General features: G+C 39.8%; 18 protein-coding genes. All 18 read right to left on the bottom strand.

Translation table 11 applies throughout. The features are described from left to right. Positions 1 to 6: 6 nt before the first annotated feature. Positions 7 to 1296, bottom strand: a complete 1290-nt coding sequence (gene yfmH / locus IHV09_RS06205) for an EF-P 5-aminopentanol modification-associated protein YfmH (RefSeq protein ID WP_197127774.1) — start codon at positions 1294 to 1296, stop codon at positions 7 to 9. Next, entirely contained in the window at positions 1277 to 2581 is a 1305-nt protein-coding gene (gene yfmF / locus IHV09_RS06200; protein WP_197191123.1) for an EF-P 5-aminopentanol modification-associated protein YfmF, read from the bottom strand. Before yfmF ends, yfmH begins: the two co-directional genes overlap by 20 nt. A gap of 113 nt (positions 2582 to 2694) precedes the next feature. Next, positions 2695 to 3657 (bottom strand): ABC transporter permease, encoded by a 963-nt coding sequence (locus IHV09_RS06195; RefSeq protein ID WP_197191124.1) that lies wholly within the window; start codon positions 3655 to 3657, stop codon positions 2695 to 2697. Beyond that, the gene (locus IHV09_RS06190; protein WP_197191125.1) at positions 3657 to 4709 is read right to left on the bottom strand and encodes an ABC transporter permease; all 1053 of its coding nucleotides are present in this window, start codon (positions 4707 to 4709) and stop codon (positions 3657 to 3659) included. The genes IHV09_RS06195 and IHV09_RS06190 overlap by 1 nt, the downstream gene beginning before the upstream one ends. After that, positions 4699 to 6225: an ABC transporter ATP-binding protein gene (locus tag IHV09_RS06185; protein WP_197191126.1), complete on the bottom strand. Its 1527-nt coding sequence runs from the start codon at positions 6223 to 6225 to the stop codon at positions 4699 to 4701. Before IHV09_RS06185 ends, IHV09_RS06190 begins: the two co-directional genes overlap by 11 nt. An 82-nt stretch (positions 6226 to 6307) precedes the next feature. Beyond that, positions 6308 to 7375, bottom strand: coding sequence for a BMP family lipoprotein (locus IHV09_RS06180; RefSeq protein WP_305069354.1), 1068 nt, complete (start codon positions 7373 to 7375; stop codon positions 6308 to 6310). A 90-nt stretch (positions 7376 to 7465) separates the two neighbouring features. Next, entirely contained in the window at positions 7466 to 8191 is a 726-nt protein-coding gene (locus IHV09_RS06175; protein ID WP_197127769.1) for a GntR family transcriptional regulator, read from the bottom strand. A 196-nt stretch (positions 8192 to 8387) separates the two neighbouring features. Next, entirely contained in the window at positions 8388 to 10748 is a 2361-nt protein-coding gene (locus IHV09_RS06170) for a DNA translocase FtsK (RefSeq protein WP_197263860.1), read from the bottom strand. 119 nt (positions 10749 to 10867) lie between these two features. Continuing rightward, on the bottom strand, positions 10868 to 11077 hold the full coding sequence (locus tag IHV09_RS06165; protein WP_197191128.1) for a YlzJ-like family protein: 210 nt from the start codon (positions 11075 to 11077) through the stop codon (positions 10868 to 10870). Continuing rightward, positions 11074 to 11817, bottom strand: a complete 744-nt coding sequence (locus IHV09_RS06160; RefSeq protein WP_197127766.1) for a ClpP family protease — start codon at positions 11815 to 11817, stop codon at positions 11074 to 11076. The genes IHV09_RS06165 and IHV09_RS06160 overlap by 4 nt, the downstream gene beginning before the upstream one ends. A 91-nt stretch (positions 11818 to 11908) precedes the next feature. Continuing rightward, positions 11909 to 13576 (bottom strand): ribonuclease J, encoded by a 1668-nt coding sequence (locus IHV09_RS06155; RefSeq protein WP_197127765.1) that lies wholly within the window; start codon positions 13574 to 13576, stop codon positions 11909 to 11911. A gap of 494 nt (positions 13577 to 14070) precedes the next feature. Beyond that, positions 14071 to 14940, bottom strand: coding sequence for a 4-hydroxy-tetrahydrodipicolinate synthase (dapA, locus tag IHV09_RS06150; protein WP_197263859.1), 870 nt, complete (start codon positions 14938 to 14940; stop codon positions 14071 to 14073). A gap of 12 nt (positions 14941 to 14952) precedes the next feature. Then, positions 14953 to 16218, bottom strand: coding sequence for an aspartate kinase (gene dapG, locus IHV09_RS06145; protein ID WP_197127763.1), 1266 nt, complete (start codon positions 16216 to 16218; stop codon positions 14953 to 14955). A 21-nt stretch (positions 16219 to 16239) separates the two neighbouring features. After that, positions 16240 to 17283, bottom strand: a complete 1044-nt coding sequence (gene asd, locus IHV09_RS06140) for an aspartate-semialdehyde dehydrogenase (RefSeq protein ID WP_197127762.1) — start codon at positions 17281 to 17283, stop codon at positions 16240 to 16242. A gap of 153 nt (positions 17284 to 17436) precedes the next feature. Then, positions 17437 to 18030 (bottom strand): dipicolinate synthase subunit B, encoded by a 594-nt coding sequence (gene dpaB / locus IHV09_RS06135; protein WP_197127761.1) that lies wholly within the window; start codon positions 18028 to 18030, stop codon positions 17437 to 17439. 5 nt (positions 18031 to 18035) lie between these two features. Then, the gene (gene dpaA, locus IHV09_RS06130) at positions 18036 to 18926 is read right to left on the bottom strand and encodes a dipicolinic acid synthetase subunit A (RefSeq protein WP_197127760.1); all 891 of its coding nucleotides are present in this window, start codon (positions 18924 to 18926) and stop codon (positions 18036 to 18038) included. Between the two features lie 305 nt (positions 18927 to 19231). Further along, positions 19232 to 20473: a M16 family metallopeptidase gene (locus IHV09_RS06125; RefSeq protein WP_197127759.1), complete on the bottom strand. Its 1242-nt coding sequence runs from the start codon at positions 20471 to 20473 to the stop codon at positions 19232 to 19234. Between the two features lie 76 nt (positions 20474 to 20549). Next, positions 20550 to 21524, bottom strand: a complete 975-nt coding sequence (locus IHV09_RS06120; protein ID WP_197191130.1) for a polysaccharide deacetylase family protein — start codon at positions 21522 to 21524, stop codon at positions 20550 to 20552. Positions 21525 to 21545: the final 21 nt, after the last annotated feature.

Genomic DNA, 21545 nt, shown 5'->3' with positions numbered 1-21545 from the left:
CATTTATTATGACTTCTTTTTTTGAACTTGGCAAACGGTCATCGCTTCTTTTTTAAAGTGATTCTGTAAGACTTCTTCAACATCGGGAACTGTAAGTGATTCGAAAACTGGAATCACATCAAAAAGGTCCATTTCATTAAACGCATAGCGAGTGAACTGATTTGCAATAAACTCCGGTGAGTTCAATGATCTTAAAAAAGCACCGATCTTCTTTTTACGAGCACGATTAAATGAACCTTCATCGATCGACTGTTGTTTAAAGGCTTCAACCATCCCAGAGATTCTTTCAACAAATCCATCTGGAGACCGAGTATCTCCTCCGAGCATGCTGAATCCAAATCCATTCTCTTCTGTGTAATCAAAAGAGAACGTCTGGTCGATCAATCCTTCTTCATACAATGTTTCATAATTTGGCGAGCTTTTCCCGAACATCATTTCTAGAAGAAGGTTGACACTTAGTTCATGTTTCATCAACTCTTTTCCTTGGCGATTAGGAGTAGCTTCTTTATAACCCATATAGCATTTCGGCGTCTGCACCGTCATCTCGATGACTTTCTTTGATTTTGCGACCGTTTGTGGCTCCTCATCAAAAAATCTTTCGATGTGTTCTTTTTCCTTAAACGATTTTTGTGATTGATTGTCTTTAACGAAATTTAAAATTTCTTTAGCATCTATTGGCCCTACGATAAAAAGAATCATGTTGCTAGGGTGATAAAACGTCTCATAACATTCATAAAGATCATCTTTTGTAATCTTAGCGATGGATTTTTCTGTTCCAGCGATATCGATCTTGACCGGATGATGGTGATACATATTTTCAATCAGGCCAAAATAAACGCGCCAATCCGGGTTATCATCGTACATTCTGATCTCTTGACCGATGATTCCTTTTTCTTTCTCGACCGTCTTTTCTGTAAAATATGGTTCTTGTACGAAGTCGATCAAAGTGGTTAAGTTCTTCTTCACATCACCGGTTGTCGAAAACAGATAAGCGGTTCTGTTAAATGTCGTGAACGCGTTGGCAGATGCACCTTGTTTACTAAAATCTTGAAAAACATCTCCATGCTCTTTTTCAAAAAGTTTGTGCTCCAGAAAATGTGCGATTCCATCAGGAACTTTGACATTTTCATCTTTACCTAATGGTTTAAAGTGATTATCCACCGATCCATAATGAGTCGTAAACGTAGCGTATGTCTTGTTAAATCCTTTCTTTTCAAGAACATATACCTTTAACCCGTTCGGCAGTTCTTCATAGTGTAGCGTTTCATCTAATTGATCAAACGTTTTCATTCCCATTCGTGCCAGCTCCCTTCAAGAAGAAAATCGTATCAAGTGTTACTTTTTTTGCTACTGCAACCACATCGTCTTTTGTTACTCTCTTTATTCCTTCCATCCACTCTTCGATGGAGCGATCTGTCCCTGCAACAACATTATGATATAGTACTTCCGATAGACCGATCGGATGGTCGATCGTCTCTAACACTTGGTTGTTGATCATCGCTTTCGTCTGTTCAAATTCAGAGTCCGTGATATTACCCTTTTTCATTTCTTCATGTTGTTCTTTAATGATTTTTACAGCTTTTTCGTAATTGGCAGTCTCAATTCCGCTCATTACAAAAACAGCTCCTTTATGGCTCTCGAACCGAGAAGCTGCATAATAAGCCAAACTTTCTTTTTCACGAACGTTCATGAACAACTTGGAATGAGAAAAACCTCCGAAAATACCGTTAAACACTTGTAGAGCGAAATAATCATCATCTGCATAAGTGGTATACGTGCGATAACCCATGTGCAGTTTTCCTTGTTGCACATCCTGTTCTTCAAAGATTTCTTTAACTTCAGAGATTCTTTTTTCATCTCTAGCATTCACAGCTTTAGTCTCATCTTCTTTTCTATCTTTCGAAAAACGAAAATGCTTACTAACCTTCTCAACCATCTCATCTGTTGAAATATCACCGATCACATAAAGATCGATCTTATCGTTTCTAATCACTTCTTGATAATAATCATACAGCTCTTTTGATGTTATCGAATCCACTTCATCACCGTTTCCATACACATTTAACCGGTATGGCTCTGTGTCATACATCTCTTCTAACAGTCGTTTATTTGCATAACGCATCTTGTCATCATAGATCGATTCGATCTGTTGTTTCAGACTGCGTTTTTCTTTTTTTACAATTCCCTCTTTAAACACATCACCTTCTAAAGGTGGGGCTAGAAGAACTTGAGATAATAGATGGAAGGCTTTATCTAGAACAGGTTCTGAATTGGATAAAAATTTCTCGTTCGCTACCTCCATCCGAATACTGATCACTTGATTCTCACCTTTTTTAGAAAGATCAGCATTCAATGTAGCTCCATAAAGATCATCCAAAGCACTTCTCAGCTCTTTTGAAGAAGGAAAATCCTTCGTTCCGCTCTGTAAAACATAAGCAAGCAGAGCTCGCTTTGTTACATTCTTTTCGTTGATCGGTTCTTTTACCTGAAGTATGAACGATGTGGTCTTATACTTTTTTGTTTCGATCGTATGTACAGTCATGCCGTGGAGATTGGTTTTTTTATGATTAACAATTCCCATTGAATAAGTACCCCTTTCATTATGTCTACATCCTAGTTTACCCATTTTCGATACCTGACATGACATTCCTCCTTGTAAAACAAAAAAAGTCCACCGAATGGCGGACTTTTTTGTTACCTTTTTCCTTTTTCGTAAGGTGTACCAAGAGCTTTCGGCGCATCCGCACGTCCTACTAGTCCAGCTAAAGCTAATATCGTAAGAACGTATGGTGCGATCAGCAAGAATACTTTTGGAATATCTTGAAGACCTGGAATCTGTGCTCCAGAGATGCTGATCGCTTGTGCTAGTCCGAAGAATAAAGCAGCTCCTAAAGCTCCAAGTGGATGCCATTTACCAAAGATCATAGCAGCTAGAGCCATGAAGCCTTGTCCTGTGATCGTAGAGTGCGTGAAGTTACCTGAGATAGAAGCTACATAAACAGCTCCACCTAGACCAGCTAGAGCACCACTTAACAGAACTCCGACATAACGCATCTTTTTAACATTGATTCCCATCGTATCTGCAGCCATCGGGTGTTCACCTACTGAACGAAGGCGAAGACCAAATGGGGTTTTGTAAAGAACATACCACACGATTAAGGCTACAAATACCGCTAGATAAGAAGTCAGATAGGCATTTGAGAAAAATAGTTTACCGATTATCGGAATATCTGATAAGAACGGAATGTCACTTTTTGAGATACGTTCAGAAATAACAGGTGTTTGTCCTGCATTAAAGATTTTTTTCGTTAAGAAGATTGCGAGTCCCGCTGCCAAGAAGTTGATTGCAACTCCACTAACAACTTGGTCCGCTTTTAACGAGATACTTGCAACGGCATGAATGGATGCAAATAGTGCTCCTACGATCATAGCTACAACAAAACTGACCCATGGTGCTGCACCAGCTAATCCGAACTGTTCTCCGTAATAGATCGTTACGGCTCCTGTAAAAGCACCAAAAAGCATGAGACCTTCTAATCCGATATTTACAACTCCAGACCTTTCACTAAAAACGCCACCTAGAGCGGTAAAGATTAAAGGAGCAGCAGACACGATTGCAGCAGGTATGATTAGTGCTAGAATATCCATAAAACTCATCAGATCTTACCTCCTCTGTTCACACGGTTCATCAACCAATGAACAAGATAGCTGCACGCTACAAAGAAGATGATTAGAGCAATTACAACACCTACAAGTTCAGTTGGAACACCTGCAATAGCTTGCATGTTCAGGGCACCAATCTTTAGTCCGCCGAATAGTGCAGCACCTAAAATAACACCGATCGCACTGTTCGCACCTAAAAGTGCAACGGCGATCCCATCAAATCCTACACCGGTAAATCCAGCATTGATCGTCATGTATTGATACGTACCCAATCCTTCCATACTTCCTGCAATCCCTGCGAATGCTCCTGAAATCGCCATGGATAGAACGATGTTTTTCGACACGTTGATTCCAGCGTACTGAGATGCATGTTGATTGAAACCTACAGCACGTAGTTCATAACCTAATGTTGTTCTCCATAATAAGAACCACATGATTACTGCTGCAACGATTGCTACAATGATTCCAAAATGCAATGTCGAATATTCAGTAATACTTTGTAAAAACGGTGAAGCAAGAGAAGCAGATTCTTTTACGTTCTCCGTTCGCTCACCCGGAGCAAGCATAAAATTACGGATGATTTCATTTGTGCTATAAAGTGCGATATAGTTCATCATAATCGTTGTAATAACCTCATGAACTTTAAAGCGCGCTTTTAAAATACCAGGAACAGATCCCCATAATGCACCGGCAACACCTGCAGCAAGTACAGCTAGAGGAATATGAATGATCGCTGGGGCATCAACAAAAATCCCTACATAAACAGCAGCTAACCAACCGACTAAAAGCTGTCCTTCTACTCCGATATTAAATAATCCGGTTCTAAACGCAAATGCAACAGCAAGTCCTGACAAGATAAGAGGTGACATCTGCCTAATTGTTTCACCTATATAATATGATCCACCAAAAATACCTTGAAAAAGCGCTACATAAGCTTCAATCGGCTTATATCCGCTGATCAGCATGATGATGCCACCAATCAATAGACCTAGAAATACAGAAATAAGAGGCACTATAAATTTTATTTTTTTTGTATTATTCTGCATGAACGGTACCTCTCTTTCCTCCAGCCATCAGTAGACCCAGTTCTTGTTCTGTTGTTTCTTTCGGATTTACGATCGCAACGATCTTTCCTTCATACATCACTGCGATTCGGTCACTCACGTTGATGATCTCTTCCAACTCAAAAGAAACAAGCAGAACCGCTTTTCCATTATCCCTTTGTTCGATCAGCTTGGAATGAATGAATTCAATCGCCCCAACATCAAGACCGCGAGTTGGCTGAGCGGCGATCAAAAAGTCCGGATCACGGTCAACTTCTCTAGCGATAATCGCTTTTTGCTGATTTCCACCGGATAGTGCACGTGCTGGCGTATAAGCATCAGGTGTACGAACATCGTATTCTTCGATCAACTTTTTCGCTTTATCAAAAATCGGTTTAAAGTTTAAAATTCCAGACTTAGAATATGGCTTTTGATAATACGTTTGGAGTACCATGTTCTCTCCTACTGAAAAGTCCAATACAAGCCCATGTTTATGCCTATCTTGCGGAATATGACTCAGACCGTTCTCTGTAACATTTCGAGGAGACTTATTCGTAATCTCTTTATCACGCAGATGTATAGATCCTTCGTGAACTTTATGAAGACCTGTGATTGCTTCTAATAGTTCAGATTGTCCGTTTCCGTCAACGCCAGCGATTCCAACAATCTCCCCAGCATGAACAGTCAAGTTCAGTCCGTTAACCGCAGGCACTTTTCTGCTATCCTGAACGACAAGATCTTTAATCTTCAATACAGCCTCTTTAGGAACAGCATCATTTTTTTCAACTTTAAAGTTTACTTCACGACCAACCATCATCGCTGCTAAAGAATCAGGGTTAGAATCGCTAACGTCTACCGTACCAACGCCTCTCCCTCTTCTTATAACCGTACAGCGGTCACAAACTTCCATGATCTCTTTTAATTTATGAGTGATAAGGATGATAGACTTGCCTTCATTAACAAGCTTTTTCATGATCTGAATAAGTTCTACGATTTCTTGAGGAGTTAACACGGCAGTCGGCTCATCAAAAATGAGAATATCCGCTCCTCTATAAAGCGTTTTCAAAATTTCTACACGTTGCTGCATACCAACTGAGATATTTTCAATCTTTGCGTTAGGATCTACACGAAGTCCATATTGATCTGAAAGAGCTTGTACTTCTTTTGCAGCTGTTTGTAAATCTACTCTTCCGCCTTTAGTAGGTTCTTTTCCAAGAATGATATTTTCGGTAACAGTAAACTTATCAACGAGCATAAAGTGCTGATGAACCATCCCAATACCAAGCGAGTTGGCAATATTCGGATCATTGTTCACCACTTTATTTCCTTTTACGAAGATCTCCCCTTGTTCAGGTTCGTAAAGACCGAACAAAACATTCATTAACGTTGATTTTCCTGCACCATTCTCTCCTAGTAATGCATGGATCTCCCCTTTTTTTACTTGAAGCGTGATGTTATCATTCGCGACGATTCCAGGGAATTCTTTTCGGATGTTGCGCATATCGATTACATATTCCATATTCTTGCTCCCCCCTTATTGCATAAGGAAGGACTTGGCTTATGCCAAGTCCTGGCCAATTATTTAACTTGTTTCACTTGAATTATTTTAAGTTCTTCTTGAACTCTTCAAATTCAGCGTCTGTCTTAGGAACTTTCACTTCGCCAGCGATGATTTTCTTTTTGAAATCTTCTACAGATTGAAGTGATTTCTCTTCAACGTTCTCTTGAGTTGGAGCGATACCTACTCCATCTTCTTTAAGACCGAATTCTACGATTTTCCCACCTGGGAACTTACCGTTCATCGCTTGTTCAGAAACTTCGTAAACTGCTTGGTCTACACGTTTTACCATTGAAGTAAGTGTTACGTTCTCAGGCATACCTTCTTCGTGTTGGTCACGGTCAACTCCGATTACCCAAACATCTTCACCGTTTTTCTTACGGTTCTTCGCTTCAGTGAACACACCCATACCTGTTCCACCAGCAGCATGATAGATTACATCAGCACCTTGTTGATAGAACGTGTTCGCGATCTGTTGTCCTTTTTCAGCTTTGTTGAAGTCTTCTGCATATTGAACAAGAACTTCAGCTTTAGGGTTCGCTGTTAGAACTCCCGCTTTAAATCCATTTTCAAACTTCTTGATCAGTTCACTGTTAACACCACCAACGAATCCTACTTTGTTCGATTTAGATTGCATACCAGCAACTAGACCTACTAAGAACGAACCTTCATGTTCAGAGAAAGTAATATTCGCTACGTTATCACCTTTAACAACCATATCAACGATTGCAAGTTTTGCATCAGGCTGTTGTTTTGCTACTGTTTCTACATCAGTTCCCATCAAGAAACCGATTCCAAAAACTACATCGTATTTTTGACGAATAAGTGAGTTTAGGTTCGGCTTGTAATCACTTTGTGCAGTAGATTGCAAGTACTTGTATCCTTTGCTCTCTTCTAAACTATTATCTTTACCAAACTTTGTTAGACCTTCCCAAGCTGACTGGTTGAAAGACTTATCGTCTACACCGCCAGTGTCTGTTACCATCGCTACTTTAAAGTCTTTTTTCTCTCCTCCGCCAGAAGACTTCCCGTCATCAGAAGATCCACATCCGGCAAGAATCGTACCGGCAGTTAACATTGCAGTTACCATTAATCCTAATTTCTTTTTCAAGTCATTTTCCCCCTGTAAGTGTTTTCATTTTAATGACTAAAACCAATGCTGCAAAATAAAGTACCGATCACCCCCTAAAAAAGACTTTAACTATAAGCGCTTTCTTAAAACAGAGAACAAAAACTTATCAGATCTAAAATAGTTGCAAGAATAGAGTACAGGTTCATCAAATTGATCGTAATGCATTTGTTTTAAGATGAGGAGTGGAACGCGTTCATCGCTTTCCAATATTTCAGAAACTCTTTCGTGATATCCGATCGGTTCAATGTTTGTTACCGCATACATAACACGTCTACCCGTTTCTTTTTCCAACATCTCTAAGAATGATTCATAATCGTGCAATCCTTTTGCAGGGAAAAGGTGTGCTGGCATATGATCTATACAAAAAACGACTGGTTCACCATCTGCCGTACGGACACGCTCCATCATCATGAGTCCTTCAGGCAATGAATCGTTAAACTTGCTAAGCAGTTCTTCTGTAACGTCAGTCATCTGCGACTTTAGGAAAATAGTCCCAGCACGTTTGCCGCCTCTTTCTATCATATCGGTCACACTGTAAAGTTCTTCAATGCCAGATGAGAACAAAGCACGAGTTCTTACAAAAGTACCCACACCATGTTTTCGAATGAGTACGTTTTCATCTTCTAAAATACGAAGCGCCTCACGCAGTGTAGCTCTTGAGATTCCAAGCTGTTTTGATAGTTCAAACTCAGAAGGAAGTTTTTCTCCTTCTTTATAAATACCTTCTTCAATATCTTTTTTTAACTTTTCAATCACTTTTATATATAACAAGCGATGGTCAGCCTTTATTGACATTCCAAAACCACCTTAACTAAGTTGTTCGACGTATGACAAATTATTAGTAGAATCGACATTACTATACCATTTTTATTTCTATAAATAAATACTATTTTTACAAATTTTTAATAGGTATTCTTTGGATTTTACATAAATTGAATTAAATTCCAACAGAAAAGGAAAACGAGCCCGTATGAGCCCGTTTTCCTATGACCTATGAACTAGAAGCTTCTTTTTCGTCCGGCATAGCAGATATCAGCACTTCACGAGGTTTGGATCCTTCATAGGGTCCTACGATTCCTTTCGATTCCATCGAGTCGATTAATCTTGCCGCCCTTGAATAACCGATGCGAAATCTTCTTTGAAGCATAGAAACTGAAGCTGTCTGCATATCAACGACTAATCTTACAGCGTCACCAAACAGGTCATCCTCAGACTCCATGACCGCAGGTTCTGCTTCTTCAGTAGGAATCATCTCTGCTTGGTATTGAGCTCTTTGCTGTGTCACACAGTGATCTACGATCGCTTCTACTTCTTCATCTGATAGAAACGCCCCTTGAACGCGAACGGGTTTTGATGCTCCTGAAGGGAAGAACAACATATCTCCTCTCCCTAAAAGCTTCTCTGCCCCTCCCATATCAAGTATCGTTCTAGAGTCAGTTTGTGAAGAAACACTAAACGCAATTCGTGACGGAATGTTCGCTTTAATAACACCTGTTATTACATCAACAGACGGACGCTGTGTCGCAATAATTAAGTGAATCCCTGCTGCTCGAGCCATCTGAGCAAGACGAGTGATCGCATCCTCTACGTCACCTGAAGCAACCATCATCAAATCAGCTAGTTCATCAACTATAACTACGATATAAGGTAAAAAAGGCTGTTTTGCATCACCTTTAGCATTTTGTTTTCTTATCGATTCATTGTAACCTTCGATGTTTCGTGTACCGCTATGGGAAAATAGCTCATACCTACGCTCCATCTCAGAGACCACTCTTTTTAATGCTTGAGCTGCCTTCTTCGGTTCAGTGACGACTGGCGCCAAGAGATGTGGTATCCCGTTATACATATTTAATTCCACCATCTTTGGATCAATCATCATCATTTTCACTTCGTGTGGTTTAGCTCTCATTAGAATACTCGTAATAATGCCGTTTACACACACACTTTTACCGCTTCCGGTTGCTCCTGCCACAAGTAAGTGAGGCATCTTAGAAAGATCTGCGATGATCGGTTCACCTGAGATATCTCTTCCTAGACCGATAGCGAGTGGTGATTGTTGTCCAGAGAATTGTGGTGCCTCCAGCACTTCTCTTAATGTTACCATCGAGATCTCCTGATTGGGCACCTCGATTCCAACAGCTGATTTTCCTGGTATCGGTGCTTCGATCCGTATATCTTTAGCTGCTAATGCAAGAGCCAAGTCATCTGATAAATTTACAATCTTACTTACTTTAACACCTACATCTGGGTACACTTCATACTTTGTAACGGCCGGTCCCAGGTGAACTTTAAGAACTTTTGCTTTTACCCCAAAGCTTTCAAACGTTTTTTCAAGTTTCTTCGCGTTGCTCTTGCTTGCAGCATATTGCTTGTCTTTGTGCTGACCACTATTTTGAGGCGTTCTAAGATGTTTCATCGTCGGAAGCTGATAATGTTCGTTCTGGATTACTTCATCACCAAAATTAACAGGTAAAGGTGAAGGTGTCGGCTCATCTTCAGACCCTCTAGCATCCTTTACATCTTCTTTTTCTTCGTTCTCACCGTACACCTGAGGAGCAAATTTCAACTGAACGCCGCTCTCTGTTTGTTGAACCCTTTTTGTAAAATCTTCAATTACTGGATCTTCAGAGATGATGATCTCTTCTGTATCTTCTTCATCATCTACAGTTGCCGGCGTTAAATTTTTCTTTTCTTTTATTTTTTTTGTTCTTTCTTCAGCAAGTGACGTTTTCTTTTCTTGTATGTATTCTTTCATTTTAGAAGTTGCTGAACTGGATGTATCGACTAGTTTCTGAAGAAGAACGGATAACGATTTACCTGAGATCAACAAAAGGCTCCCTATTATTAAAAAGAAGATGACAAGCTTTGTTCCACCAGCTCCAAACAAAAAATAAAATAGAGCAAAACCGATAGCTCCTACAAGTCCCCCGCCAATATCGTTGGTTGAGGTTTTCCCTTGAAGCTGCATCCAATACAGATCCCAAGTGTTTCTTATAACAGAAGCGTCTTTCCATACCCCACCGTTCGTTAAATGTTCAAACAAGGTTAGGTGGCTCAATACTAGAAATGAGAAGAAGAGTATATATACACCTGTTAATTTTTTGGATACTAAGACCGGCCAGCTTCTTTTCCATATCAAATAAAAAGATAATAATATACAAGCAAGCAGAAGTATACCGTACCATTCTCCACTAAAGAATCGCAGTAGATGAACAAATGCAATTCCTACATTACCCATCTTAGCAAGTGCTAGAGATGATAATGCGAGGATGGTGAGCCCTGCGATCTCAAACGTCAGCTGCTCTTTCCATCTGCCTTTATTTTTAGCTTTCTTTTTTTTGTTTTTTGCCATTTTTTTCACCTCACTAGCATGCAATATTATGTATGTATGAACAAAAATAGAAAGAAAAGCAGCCCTGCAAATCAGAAGGCTACTTTAAGATAGTATAGCATAATTCTTAGATGACTTTTTTAAAAATTTCGCAGCACCATTCCAGGTTGACAGTCTTCTAGTAAAAAATGAGAAGGATCTGTGCTCATGATCTGAACGATTCTTTTCTCATCACCGATACGTTCTACGAGGACAGGGACATCATTATAAAGTATTACATTCTGCGCCGACGGTTCGTTTCCTTCTTCCGGAAACATCAATTCAAAAGGCTGCATCGTATACCAGATCATTGCGGCAACCCTTTATCCTCTTCTTTTTTGTTCGCTTCGATCAACTCATTCAACTTCTTGATCGCTTGACCCACTCCGCCTACTGCGTTTATGAGTCCATCACTCACCGCATCTGTTCCAATGACATTCGTACCGATATCTCGTGTCAGGTTCCCTTTAGAAAACATCAGTTCTTTAAATCGCTCTTCCGTGATATCTGAATGGCTCGTTACGAATGAGATCACACGGTCCTGCATCTTATCTAAATACTCAAACGTTTGCGGTACCCCAATGACCAGACCTGTTAATCGAACTGGATGGATCGTCATGGTAGCCGTTGGTGCGATGAACGAGTAATTAGCGCTTACCGCTATTGGAACTCCTATGGAATGTCCTCCTCCTAATACGAGGGATACACTAGGCTTTGAAAGAGAAGCGATCATCTCAGAAATAGCAAGGCCAGCTTCCACATCTCCACCAACTGTGTTCAAGATTACAAGTAGCCCTTCGATCTTATGATTCTGTTCAATGGCTACTAATTGCGGAATCAAATGTTCGTATTTGGTCGCTTTGTTGTTAGGAGGAAGCTGCATATGTCCTTCGATCTGACCTACAATCGTCAAACAATGTATGCTTGAGCCTTCCATTGTGGGAACGTTCGTCTGTCCTAGCGACTGTATCTTCTGAATAAGTCCTGAGCTTTCATCTTTCTTTGATGGTGCATCTGTTTGTGGTGCTTCTGTTTCTGGTGTCTGATCCATAATTCATACCCCTTCTAAGTTAGGTTCTTCTTAGTATGGGCGTAATTTCCATTCATATGAGAAAAAAATAAAAACCCGCTTTATCAGCGGGTTAAATTTCCATAATAATCGGCATGATCATTGGTCTTCTCTTTGTTTTTTCAAATAGATACTGACTTAATGTATCTCTGACGTTTGATTTCAGACTAGACCATTCTTTCATATTTTCGTTCATGCACTTTTCAAGTACATCACGAACTTTTGTATTTGCTTCGTGAAGAAGAGCTTCACTTTCACGAACATATACAAAGCCTCTTGAGATGATCTCAGGTCCTGAGATCAGCTTATGTGAATCTTTGCTGATCGTAACGACAACGACTAAGATTCCATCTTGTGATAAAAGTTTACGGTCACGAAGCACGATGTTTCCGATATCTCCTACACCGAGTCCATCTACTAATACGTTTCCTGAAGGCACTTTTCCGGTTTTTTGCGCGAATCCGTTAGCGAACTCCACCACTTCACCTTTATCAACGATAAAAATGTTGTCTTTTTCAACTCCAACTTCAATCGCTAATTTTTGATGCGCTTTTTGCATCTTATATTCACCGTGAACCGGCATAAAATATTTAGGTCTCATCATACTGAGCATGAACTTAAGCTCTTCAGCACTACCGTGTCCTGATACATGAACCTTCTTCTGACCAAAGATAACATCTGCTCCTGTACGCATCAGTTTATCAACCATCTTCGCGACAGAAGTTTCATTGCCAGGTATCGGGGTAGCGGCAATAACGACTGTATCTGAAGGTCGAAGTGCGATCTGTTTATGTGATTTTTGCGCCATTCTAGACAACGCCGCCATTGATTCGCCTTGGCTTCCTGTTGTTAAGATGACAACCTTTTCATCGCTGTAATCGTTTGCTTGATCGATCGTAACTAACAGATCTTTTTCAATCGTCAAATAACCTAGCTGTGATGCAATATCAACAACTTTTACCATACTTCTTCCGTTAACAGCTACTTTTCTGTTTGTTTTGGCAGCTGCGTTCATTACTTGCTGAACACGATGTACATTTGAAGCAAATGATGCAATGATGATTCTTCCCTTTGCCGCTTGGAATACATCAAGGATCTCTTGTCCAACTTGTGCTTCTGGACCTGTAGATCCTGGTCGTTCTGCATTCGTACTGTCTGAAAGCAGACACAGTACTCCTTCTTCAGCTAGGCTTGAAATCTTCCCAAATTCGGTATGCTGTCCATCGATCGGTGTATGATCGATCTTAAAATCACCAGTATTTGCAATAATTCCCTGTGACGTGTGAATTGCAATTCCTACTGCATCTGGAATACTGTGATTTACGTGGAAGAAGCTTACCTTCGCACTGTTGAATGAAAGCTTTTGGTTCGTTTCAATCATATTTAATTCTGTGGAACGCAAAAGTCCCGCTTCTTTTAATTTTGCTTCTACTAGTCCTAATGTCAAACGCGTTCCATAAACAGGTACAGGTACTTGTCTTAAGACATATGGAAGGCCACCGATATGGTCTTCATGGGCATGAGTTAAGAAGATTCCAGTCACACGCTCCAGGTTTTCCTTCAAGTAGGTCACATCTGGTATGACGATGTCGATTCCAAGCATTTCCTCTTGAGGGAACATAAGACCTGAGTCCATAACAAAAATTTCCTCACCTGTATCCACTACATACATGTTTTTGCCGATCTCACCGACTCCGCCCAAGGCAAAAACTTTAATTTTATCTCTATTTTGTTTTGACAATGTGTATATTCCTCCTATGTTGTATGTAAAAAATATTTCCCGATCACGTCACTTAAAAACATTATACTCTATGAGAGGAATACAAAACAAGACTGAGCAAAAGACAAATAAAAATAAGGTTATCGTTGTACGTAATAGTATTGACACTTTGGACTAAGTTTTTCTGTATTTAGACACTAGCTGGCAGTACGATTAATAATGAGTAGAATTAAGTCTCTGATTTGATGTTTCTTGATTGAATCAGGGCTTTTTTGTTTTACATGGTAGCCTTGCCGCTGTTTGATCTAGATTGAAACGTTCGTTTTGTTTGTGGAAATCGCAAAGTTAAATAATTTCACGGTAATATATTTTATTTTCACGGTAAATCAAAATATATTCACATATAGAGCCAATAATTTCACGGATAAAATTATTTAACCGATTTTCGACAAAATGCGGCAACATCAAAAAAGGGCAGCGCATATAAATCACATGCGAAGCCCTGTTTTACTGTTTTACAAGCTGTTTAATCTGTTTGAGAGTGCTTCTCTTTCAGATTGATTTAGAGGTAATAACGGCAATCTGACTCCACCAACATCAAGCCCTCTTAATTGTAGCGCTGTCTTTACAGGAGCGGGACTCGGTGCTTTAAAGAGCTCCTGCATAACCGGAAGCAACTTTCGGTGAATACGAGCAGCTTCTTTATTTTCGCCATTGCTAAACGCTTTAATCATCGTTTGCATCTCGTTACCGATCACATGTGAAGCTACTGAAACGATTCCCGCACTTCCTATTGCTAAAGAAGGAAGGGTTAGACCGTCGTCACCGCTGTAAACAACAAAGTCGTCCGGAGTATTCTCAATAACTTCACTCATTGTATCTAAATTTCCGCCTGCATCTTTTAATGCAACAATGTTCGGTACTTCAGCTAGTCGAAGCACGGTTTCAACCGAAAACGTAATTACTGATCTTCCCGGTATGTTATACGCCATGATTGGAAGGCTGATTGCACTTGCAATTGCTTTATAATGAGCGATGATACCCTCTTGACTTGGTTTATTATAATACGGTGCTACGATCATAATTGCATCCACACCGATTTCTTCAGCTTTTTTTGAAAGATCAATGGATGCTTTCGTATTGTTACTTCCTGTTCCTGCAACCACAGGTACTCTGCCATCGACTACTTTTACAACATGTTTAAAAAGCGCTATTTTTTCTTCTGTAGTCAAAGTCGCAGACTCTCCGGTAGTCCCAGCTACTACTAGACTATCCGTTCCATTGTTAAGCAGATGGTTAACCAGTTTCGTCATTCTGCCAAAATCGATGTTCCCTTTGCTGTCAAAAGGCGTTACCATCGCAGTGCTAATACTACCAAAATTCATTTACTTCACTCCTCAATACTCATTAAACTGCTGCTGTACAATTTCTTGTAAGTTCGCAGATATTCCTTCCTCATTCAAACGAAAAGCGGAATGAAGAGCATTTACCGATTCAATCAGATCTGCTTTCTTAACCAGCACCCAGATCGTCGTATGCGAATCAGCAGATTGTAAGATTTGTATGTTCCTGCTAGATAATGATTCTACGATAGCTGCTGTAACCCCTGGCGTTCCTGCGATGCCAGCTCCCACTGCTGATACTTTAGCACAATCACGGTTCACTTCAGGTTCATATCCAAGATCTTTTAATTTTGCTAAAGCCATATCCGTCTTGTCTTCCATGATCGTATATACGACACCTTTTGGACTGATGTTGATAAAGTCTACTGAAATTTGTTCTTGGGCCATGGCTTTGAACACTTTTGTATGAAGGTCATACTGACCATCGTTGGCATACACTTTAATTTGAGTAATGTTTGAAACATGTGCAATACCCGTGATGATCGATTCCTGAACGTCTTTACCAGCAGGTCCCTTTACGGCTGATGTAACAAGGGTTCCTGGAAGATCTGAATAGGTTGAACGAATTCTTAACGGGATCTTGGCTTGCATGGCGATCTCTACAGCACGTGGATGAATGACCTTTGCTCCTTGATAAGCCATGTTGCAAATTTCAGCATATGTTACGACGGATAGTGGTCTTGCATCTTTAACAAGTCTAGGGTCAGCAGTCATTACCCCTTCTACATCTGTAAAAATATCAATAAACTCAGCTTCTAAAGCAGCTCCTAATGCCGAAGCACTCGTGTCACTTCCACCTCTACCAAGTGTTGCGATATCTCCAGTTTTAGATTGGCCTTGAAAACCTGCAACAACTACTACTTGATGATGTTCAAGTTCTGACTTTATCCGATCTACTTTCATATCTATAATTCTAGCATTTGAGAAGTCATCATTGGTTCTAAAGCCTGCTTGTGGACCTGTTAAGGCTACAGATGAAAGACCTGTTGTATTTAGCATTCCAGAGAATACAACTGATGAAATGATTTCTCCGCAAGACAACAAGAGGTCTTGTTCCCTGTTAGAAATCTTATTTTTATCCCCTACAAGGCTTAATAAAGTATCAGTAGCGTAAGGATCACCGAAACGTCCCATTGCTGAAACGACACAAACCACTTTATAGCCTTCTTCTACAGCATTTTTAATATGACGGATCGCTTCAACACGTCCTGTGTCATCTTTTAAAGAAGTTCCCCCAAATTTTTGAACGATTATCTTCATGAATGCACCTTCTTTATAAAATTAAAGCAGATCTAATTTGATTAAGCTCTCTGCGATTTGAACGGAGTTATATGCAGCACCTTTAAGTAAGTTATCTGATACTACCCACATGTGATAGGCGTTATCACGGTCTAAGTCTTTACGTATTCTGCCAACAAAAACATCAGGCAGACCTGCAGCTATTGCAGGCATAGGGTAGATCTGTTCTTCAGGCTGATCCTGAAGCGTGATGCCTGGAGATGTTTTTAATAGTTCTCTTATTTCTTGAACGGTAGGGTTGCCATTCTCAAATTCTGCATACAAAGATTCTGAGTGTCCTGTCTCAACAGGTAATCGCACACACGTTGCTGCGATCTCTAGATTTTCTAAGTGCATAATCTTTTTTGTTTCGTTCATCATTTTCAACTCTTCAAATGTATAGCCGTTCTCTTCAAATTTATCAATTTGTGGAACCGCGTTGAAAGCGATCTGATAGTGCTTTTTGTCTGAAGCACAAGGCATGATGGAAGCCTCGAAAGATTCATCGTTTAGAATCGCTCTTGATTGTTCTTTTAATTCCTCAACTGCTTTTGCTCCTGCTCCTGAAACAGCTTGATAAGTAGAAACAATAACTTTTTTAAGGCCGAACTTTTCGTGAAGAGGCTGAAGAGCAACGACCATCTGTATGGTCGAACAGTTCGGATTTGCAATAATTCCATTATGTTTTAATAGATCTTGTTCGTTTACCTCTGGTACAACGAGTGGTACGTTCGGATCCATCCTGAATGCGCTCGTGTTGTCTACAACGATTGCTCCTCTTTTCACCGCTTCGTGTGCAAGAGCTTTTGAAACTGAACCTCCAGCAGAGAACAAAGCAAGATCTACACCTTCAAATGCTTCTGGTGTTGCTTCTTGAATCGTATGAGATTCTCCATTAAAGGAAATGACCTGTCCTGCTGAACGTTTACTTGCAAGAAGGGATAGTTTCTTTATTGGAAAATTTTTTTCACTTAACGTGTTTAACATCTGCTGGCCAACTGCGCCAGTTGCTCCTACTACAGCTACATGAAATGATTTTTGGCTCATACTTTATTAACTCCTTTATTGTTTAAGGTAAGCAATCTACAACAGAAGGAGAAACTCAAAGTTTTAGTTTCTCCTAGTTAATCCATATAATTTATCATATTTTATCATAAACTTTGAGGTTATGAACGGATTTTCTTCTGTTGTTTCAATCTATTACCCTAAATCTCTTACCCTAAGAACGGGCTGGAGCTGTTTCCCTTGTATGGCTAGCTCGATTGTTTCAATAAGGGTATCCATGTGAGCGACTAATGAATTTTGCTTTTTGACTGGATCATCTTGACTGAACGGAATAAAATAGATGTTCTTTGTCGCCATCAACCTCATGATATTTACACCGTTCAATCCAAGACCATCGTTTGTCGATATTCCGAGAACAACCGGTTTTTGGTTACGAAGTGTTGCTTTTGCTCCCATCAATACAGGAGAATCTGTCATAGCATTAGCAAACTTGCTTATCGAATTTCCGGTCAACGGAGCAATAACCATACAATCTAGTGGTGTTTTCGGTCCAAATGGTTCAGCCTTTACAATGGAATCCACTGGATCATTTCCTGTGATCTGTTTAATCTTTTCCACCCATTCTCCTTCTTCTCCAAAACGTGTAGACGTGTGCCCTACGGTATGTGTAAAGAATGGAGAAACATTCGCCCCGAGCTCTACTAGCTTTTGAATCTGTGGAAATACAGCATCATACGTACAATGAGATCCCGTTAAACCAAAACCGATATGTTTACCTTTAAAATCCATTATAATTACCCCTTCCGCTTAAATTCATTGATTAAGAGCTGCGAAAGTACGTTTGCAACGATCTTACCCGCTGTTTTAGGTGCAACAATTCCTGGCAGTCCAGGTGCAAGAAGTGCTTTAATCCCTCGTTTTTCTGCATACCTAAAGTCAGTGCCTCCAGGCTTTGAAGCCAGATCAACAACTAATGTATGTGAAGGAAACTTTGAGATTACATCAGCATTAACAATCTGTGTAGGAATCGTATTGATACAAACATCCGTTTCATAGACCTCATTTTTCAGATCATCTAAATGAAACGGAATCATTCCCATCTCTGAGATCCTAGCCATATGTTCAGATTTTCTCGCTCCGACTTTTACGCGTGCCCCTAATGCTTGGAAAGTTCTTGCAACGCTCATTCCTACACGTCCAAAGCCTAGAACAACCGTATTAGATTGATGGATGGTTATATCTGTGTGTTGGATGACCATCATGATCGTTCCTTCAACAGTAGGAATGCTGTTATAGATCGCAACATCATCTCTTTCAAACAACTTCGTTAGTTTTCTGTTGCTGTTTGTTGTAATACCATCTAAATAAGAATTGCTGATTCCTGAAAATACTTGGCAGTGGTCTTTCGTCTTTTTAAGATGATCTTCTGTTAGAATCATTTTTTTATTAGAGAAAATGGTATCGATCTCCCCTTGCAGTCCAGTTCCACTCACAGGCAGAATGATACTGTCTAACTTTGAGAAATCTACTTCATCTATATTCATTTTTGAAGCCCCAGTGAATCCGTGATCAAGTTGGTCATAACCGATAAGTGTAAGTATCGCATCCAGTTCTGTTAGTTTCCGAATAACCTCTAACTGTCTCGCATCGCCGCCAAAAACTGCGATATGCAAATCCGTTAACATTCTTTCTCCCCTTTCTCCGTTGTTCCATTTCTTGCAGGGGATTGCTATCCACGCTCAACATCATATGAACACCCCGCCTATCTGGTTACAGAAAGACTTTCTGTACAACGGTAAAACTGATATTTAAAGTCATCATTTCAATACGCTAAGTAACACGATCATAAGTTTTCAATCAACATCATTATATTCACGAGCAACTCCTATGTTTGGGGCATTTCAGGAAACGTTTAGCCCATTTTTAAAGAGGTTTTTTGAAAACGCAAAAAACCCGGATGAACTCCGGGTTTTTTAAGAATAACTGTATGCTATTGAAGTCCTTTTGGAAGTTCTCCATTTGGACTCACTAGAGATGCTGAACATCCTTCACTAAAGATAGACTGAACCAACGTGTCCACATCGTCTTTGGACACTTTATCGATCGATTCGACCATATCATCAAGGGTACGATGATAACCTAAGATGAGCTCATGTTTTCCATTGCGGCTCATTCTGCTGTTCGTGCTCTCAAGACTCAGCATCAAGTTTCCTTTTATCTGTTCTTTAGAGTTTTTCAGCTCTTTGTCAGTAATTCCGTTCTCTTTTAAATCATCAACTATATTTAAGACGGTATCATACAGCTCATCTAATTGATGTGGAGCTGTTCCTCCATAAATAGTAAAGATCCCATTATCCTGAAACGCTGAATGGTAAGAGAACACCGAATAAGCTAATCCCTTCTGCTCCCTTACTTCTTGAAACAAACGGCTAGACATGCTTGATCCAAAAATGTTATTGAGGATGATCAAACTGTAGCTGCGTTTATCTTTAAGAGAAAGTCCTGGAAAACCTAGACATAGATGTGCTTGTTCTGTTTCTTTCTTACGAGAAAGTTTCTCTGGATAGAAAACCGGCGTTTCAATTACTGGTTTAATAACTCCACTTGTTTTGTAGTCACCGAACCATTTTTCAACTTCCTTTATGAAAGATTCATCAACGTTTCCTGCGACAGAGATGACTACTTCTTCCGGAACGTAATGAGTATCCATATAATCTCGAAGTGTATTCCCTGTAAACGTGTTCAATGTTTCTTCCGTTCCTAATATAGGAAATCCAAGTTCGTGGTTTTGAAAGCTAGCACGGCTCAACATATCGTGAACAATATCATCTGGTGTATCTTCATACATTTTAATTTCTTCTAACACAACATTCTTTTCTTTTAATAACTCTCCTTCGTCAAAGGTTGAGTTAAAAAACATATCTGCGAGTACTTCAAGAGCATATGGTGAATGCGTATCAAGAACTTTTGCATAATAACATGTGTATTCTTTTGAAGTGAAAGCATTCACTTGTCCACCGATGCTATCAAAAGATTCTGCAATTTCTCGTGCTGTTCTTGTCTTTGTACCTTTGAAGAACATATGCTCCAGAAAATGCGAGATTCCGTTATTTTTTGTGTTTTCAAATCTGGAGCCTGTGCCGATCCATACACCGATCGCAACAGAGCGTACTGTTGGAATGTTTTCCAAAACAATTCGCACGCCGTTTGAGCATGTATATCTGTTAATCAAACTTGTTTCCCCCTAGCTGTCAGTTGTTCCACTAATCATAGGAACAATATACCATTATCATAACACGTACACAACTTTACTTGATTGTTTTAGGGACTAATCTCTTCTCATCCATCAAATCTGACACCGTTCCGATGCTGTATCCTTTTTCTTTTATTCCTTTAATTAATTTATCTAAACCAGCTGAAGATGATTCTGTTGGGTGCATTAGAATCATTGCACCAGGATGTACTTTGCTAAGAACTCTGCTTACCATTTCGTCAGGATTAGGTTTTCTCCAATCGATCGTATCAACCGTCCAAAGTATCGTTTTCATATCCATCTCTGAGGCGATCTGCACAACGTCGTTTCGAAAACTTCCACTTGGAGGCGCAAACCATTTTGGATGGATGTCTAGTGTTGCATGTATCACTTCGTTGGTCTGTTTGAGTTCCTCTGTAATCCGTGAATTGGTCATCTTTTTTAAATCCGGATGAGAGTAAGCGTGATTACCGATCTCATGTTTTTCTTCTGCAATCATTTTCGCGAGTGACGGGTTCTTTTTCACCCAAGACCCATCTAGAAAATACGTTGACTTCACATTATTCTTTTTCATCGTCTGAAGCATACCAGGCAGGTACTCATTACCCCATGCTACGTTCACTAACAGTGTAACCATAGGCTTCTCTGGATTACCTCTATAGATCGGAGATGCAGGAAGGTTTTCAAGATGAACACTTGGATTTATTTGCTTTATAACAAGTTTATTCTCATCAAATTTATTTGCTTTCTTCATCGCTTTAAAGGATGCTTCCATGTCAACAACAATGCCATTATAACCGGGAGTGGCTTTCCAGACTGGATCGATCTCTGCATTTTTAGGAGGACGATTTAGCTCCTTCGCTTTTTCTTTGATCTGCTGATAGATTGAATTAGACTCCATTTGTGAAACGGCTGTGCTCTGAGCCTTCAAACTTTCGATATAGGTGCTTGTAAATGGATTATGCAACGAAAACGCTATCGCAGTGATAACAAATACTACTAATGACCATTGAAGAATTTTATTTTTCACGTAAACTCCCTCCCTGTAATC

The organism is Fictibacillus sp. 23RED33, assembly GCF_015903925.1.
Taxonomy (GTDB): domain Bacteria; phylum Bacillota; class Bacilli; order Bacillales; family Fictibacillaceae; genus Fictibacillus; species Fictibacillus phosphorivorans.
Note: the sequence above shows the minus strand (reverse complement) of the source record. Positions and strands in the feature narration are given on the sequence as shown.

Bases quoted from the DNA above. Each gene is read 5' to 3' on its own strand.
- yfmH (WP_197127774.1), bottom strand. From the start codon at position 1,296: ATGGGAATGAAAACGTTTGATCAATTAGATGAAACGCTACACTATGAA.
- yfmF (WP_197191123.1), bottom strand. From the start codon at position 2,581: ATGGGAATTGTTAATCATAAAAAAACCAATCTCCACGGCATGACTGTA.
- IHV09_RS06195 (WP_197191124.1), bottom strand. From the start codon at position 3,657: ATGAGTTTTATGGATATTCTAGCACTAATCATACCTGCTGCAATCGTG.
- IHV09_RS06190 (WP_197191125.1), bottom strand. From the start codon at position 4,709: ATGCAGAATAATACAAAAAAAATAAAATTTATAGTGCCTCTTATTTCT.
- IHV09_RS06185 (WP_197191126.1), bottom strand. From the start codon at position 6,225: ATGGAATATGTAATCGATATGCGCAACATCCGAAAAGAATTCCCTGGA.
- IHV09_RS06175 (WP_197127769.1), bottom strand. From the start codon at position 8,191: ATGTCAATAAAGGCTGACCATCGCTTGTTATATATAAAAGTGATTGAA.
- IHV09_RS06170 (WP_197263860.1), bottom strand. From the start codon at position 10,748: ATGGCAAAAAACAAAAAAAAGAAAGCTAAAAATAAAGGCAGATGGAAA.
- IHV09_RS06165 (WP_197191128.1), bottom strand. From the start codon at position 11,077: ATGATCTGGTATACGATGCAGCCTTTTGAATTGATGTTTCCGGAAGAA.
- IHV09_RS06160 (WP_197127766.1), bottom strand. From the start codon at position 11,817: ATGGATCAGACACCAGAAACAGAAGCACCACAAACAGATGCACCATCA.
- dapA (WP_197263859.1), bottom strand. From the start codon at position 14,940: ATGAATTTTGGTAGTATTAGCACTGCGATGGTAACGCCTTTTGACAGC.
- dapG (WP_197127763.1), bottom strand. From the start codon at position 16,218: ATGAAGATAATCGTTCAAAAATTTGGGGGAACTTCTTTAAAAGATGAC.
- asd (WP_197127762.1), bottom strand. From the start codon at position 17,283: ATGAGCCAAAAATCATTTCATGTAGCTGTAGTAGGAGCAACTGGCGCA.
- dpaB (WP_197127761.1), bottom strand. From the start codon at position 18,030: ATGGATTTTAAAGGTAAACATATCGGTTTTGGTTTAACGGGATCTCAT.
- dpaA (WP_197127760.1), bottom strand. From the start codon at position 18,926: ATGTTAACGGATTTGCATATCGCAGTTTTTGGCGGCGATGCGAGACAG.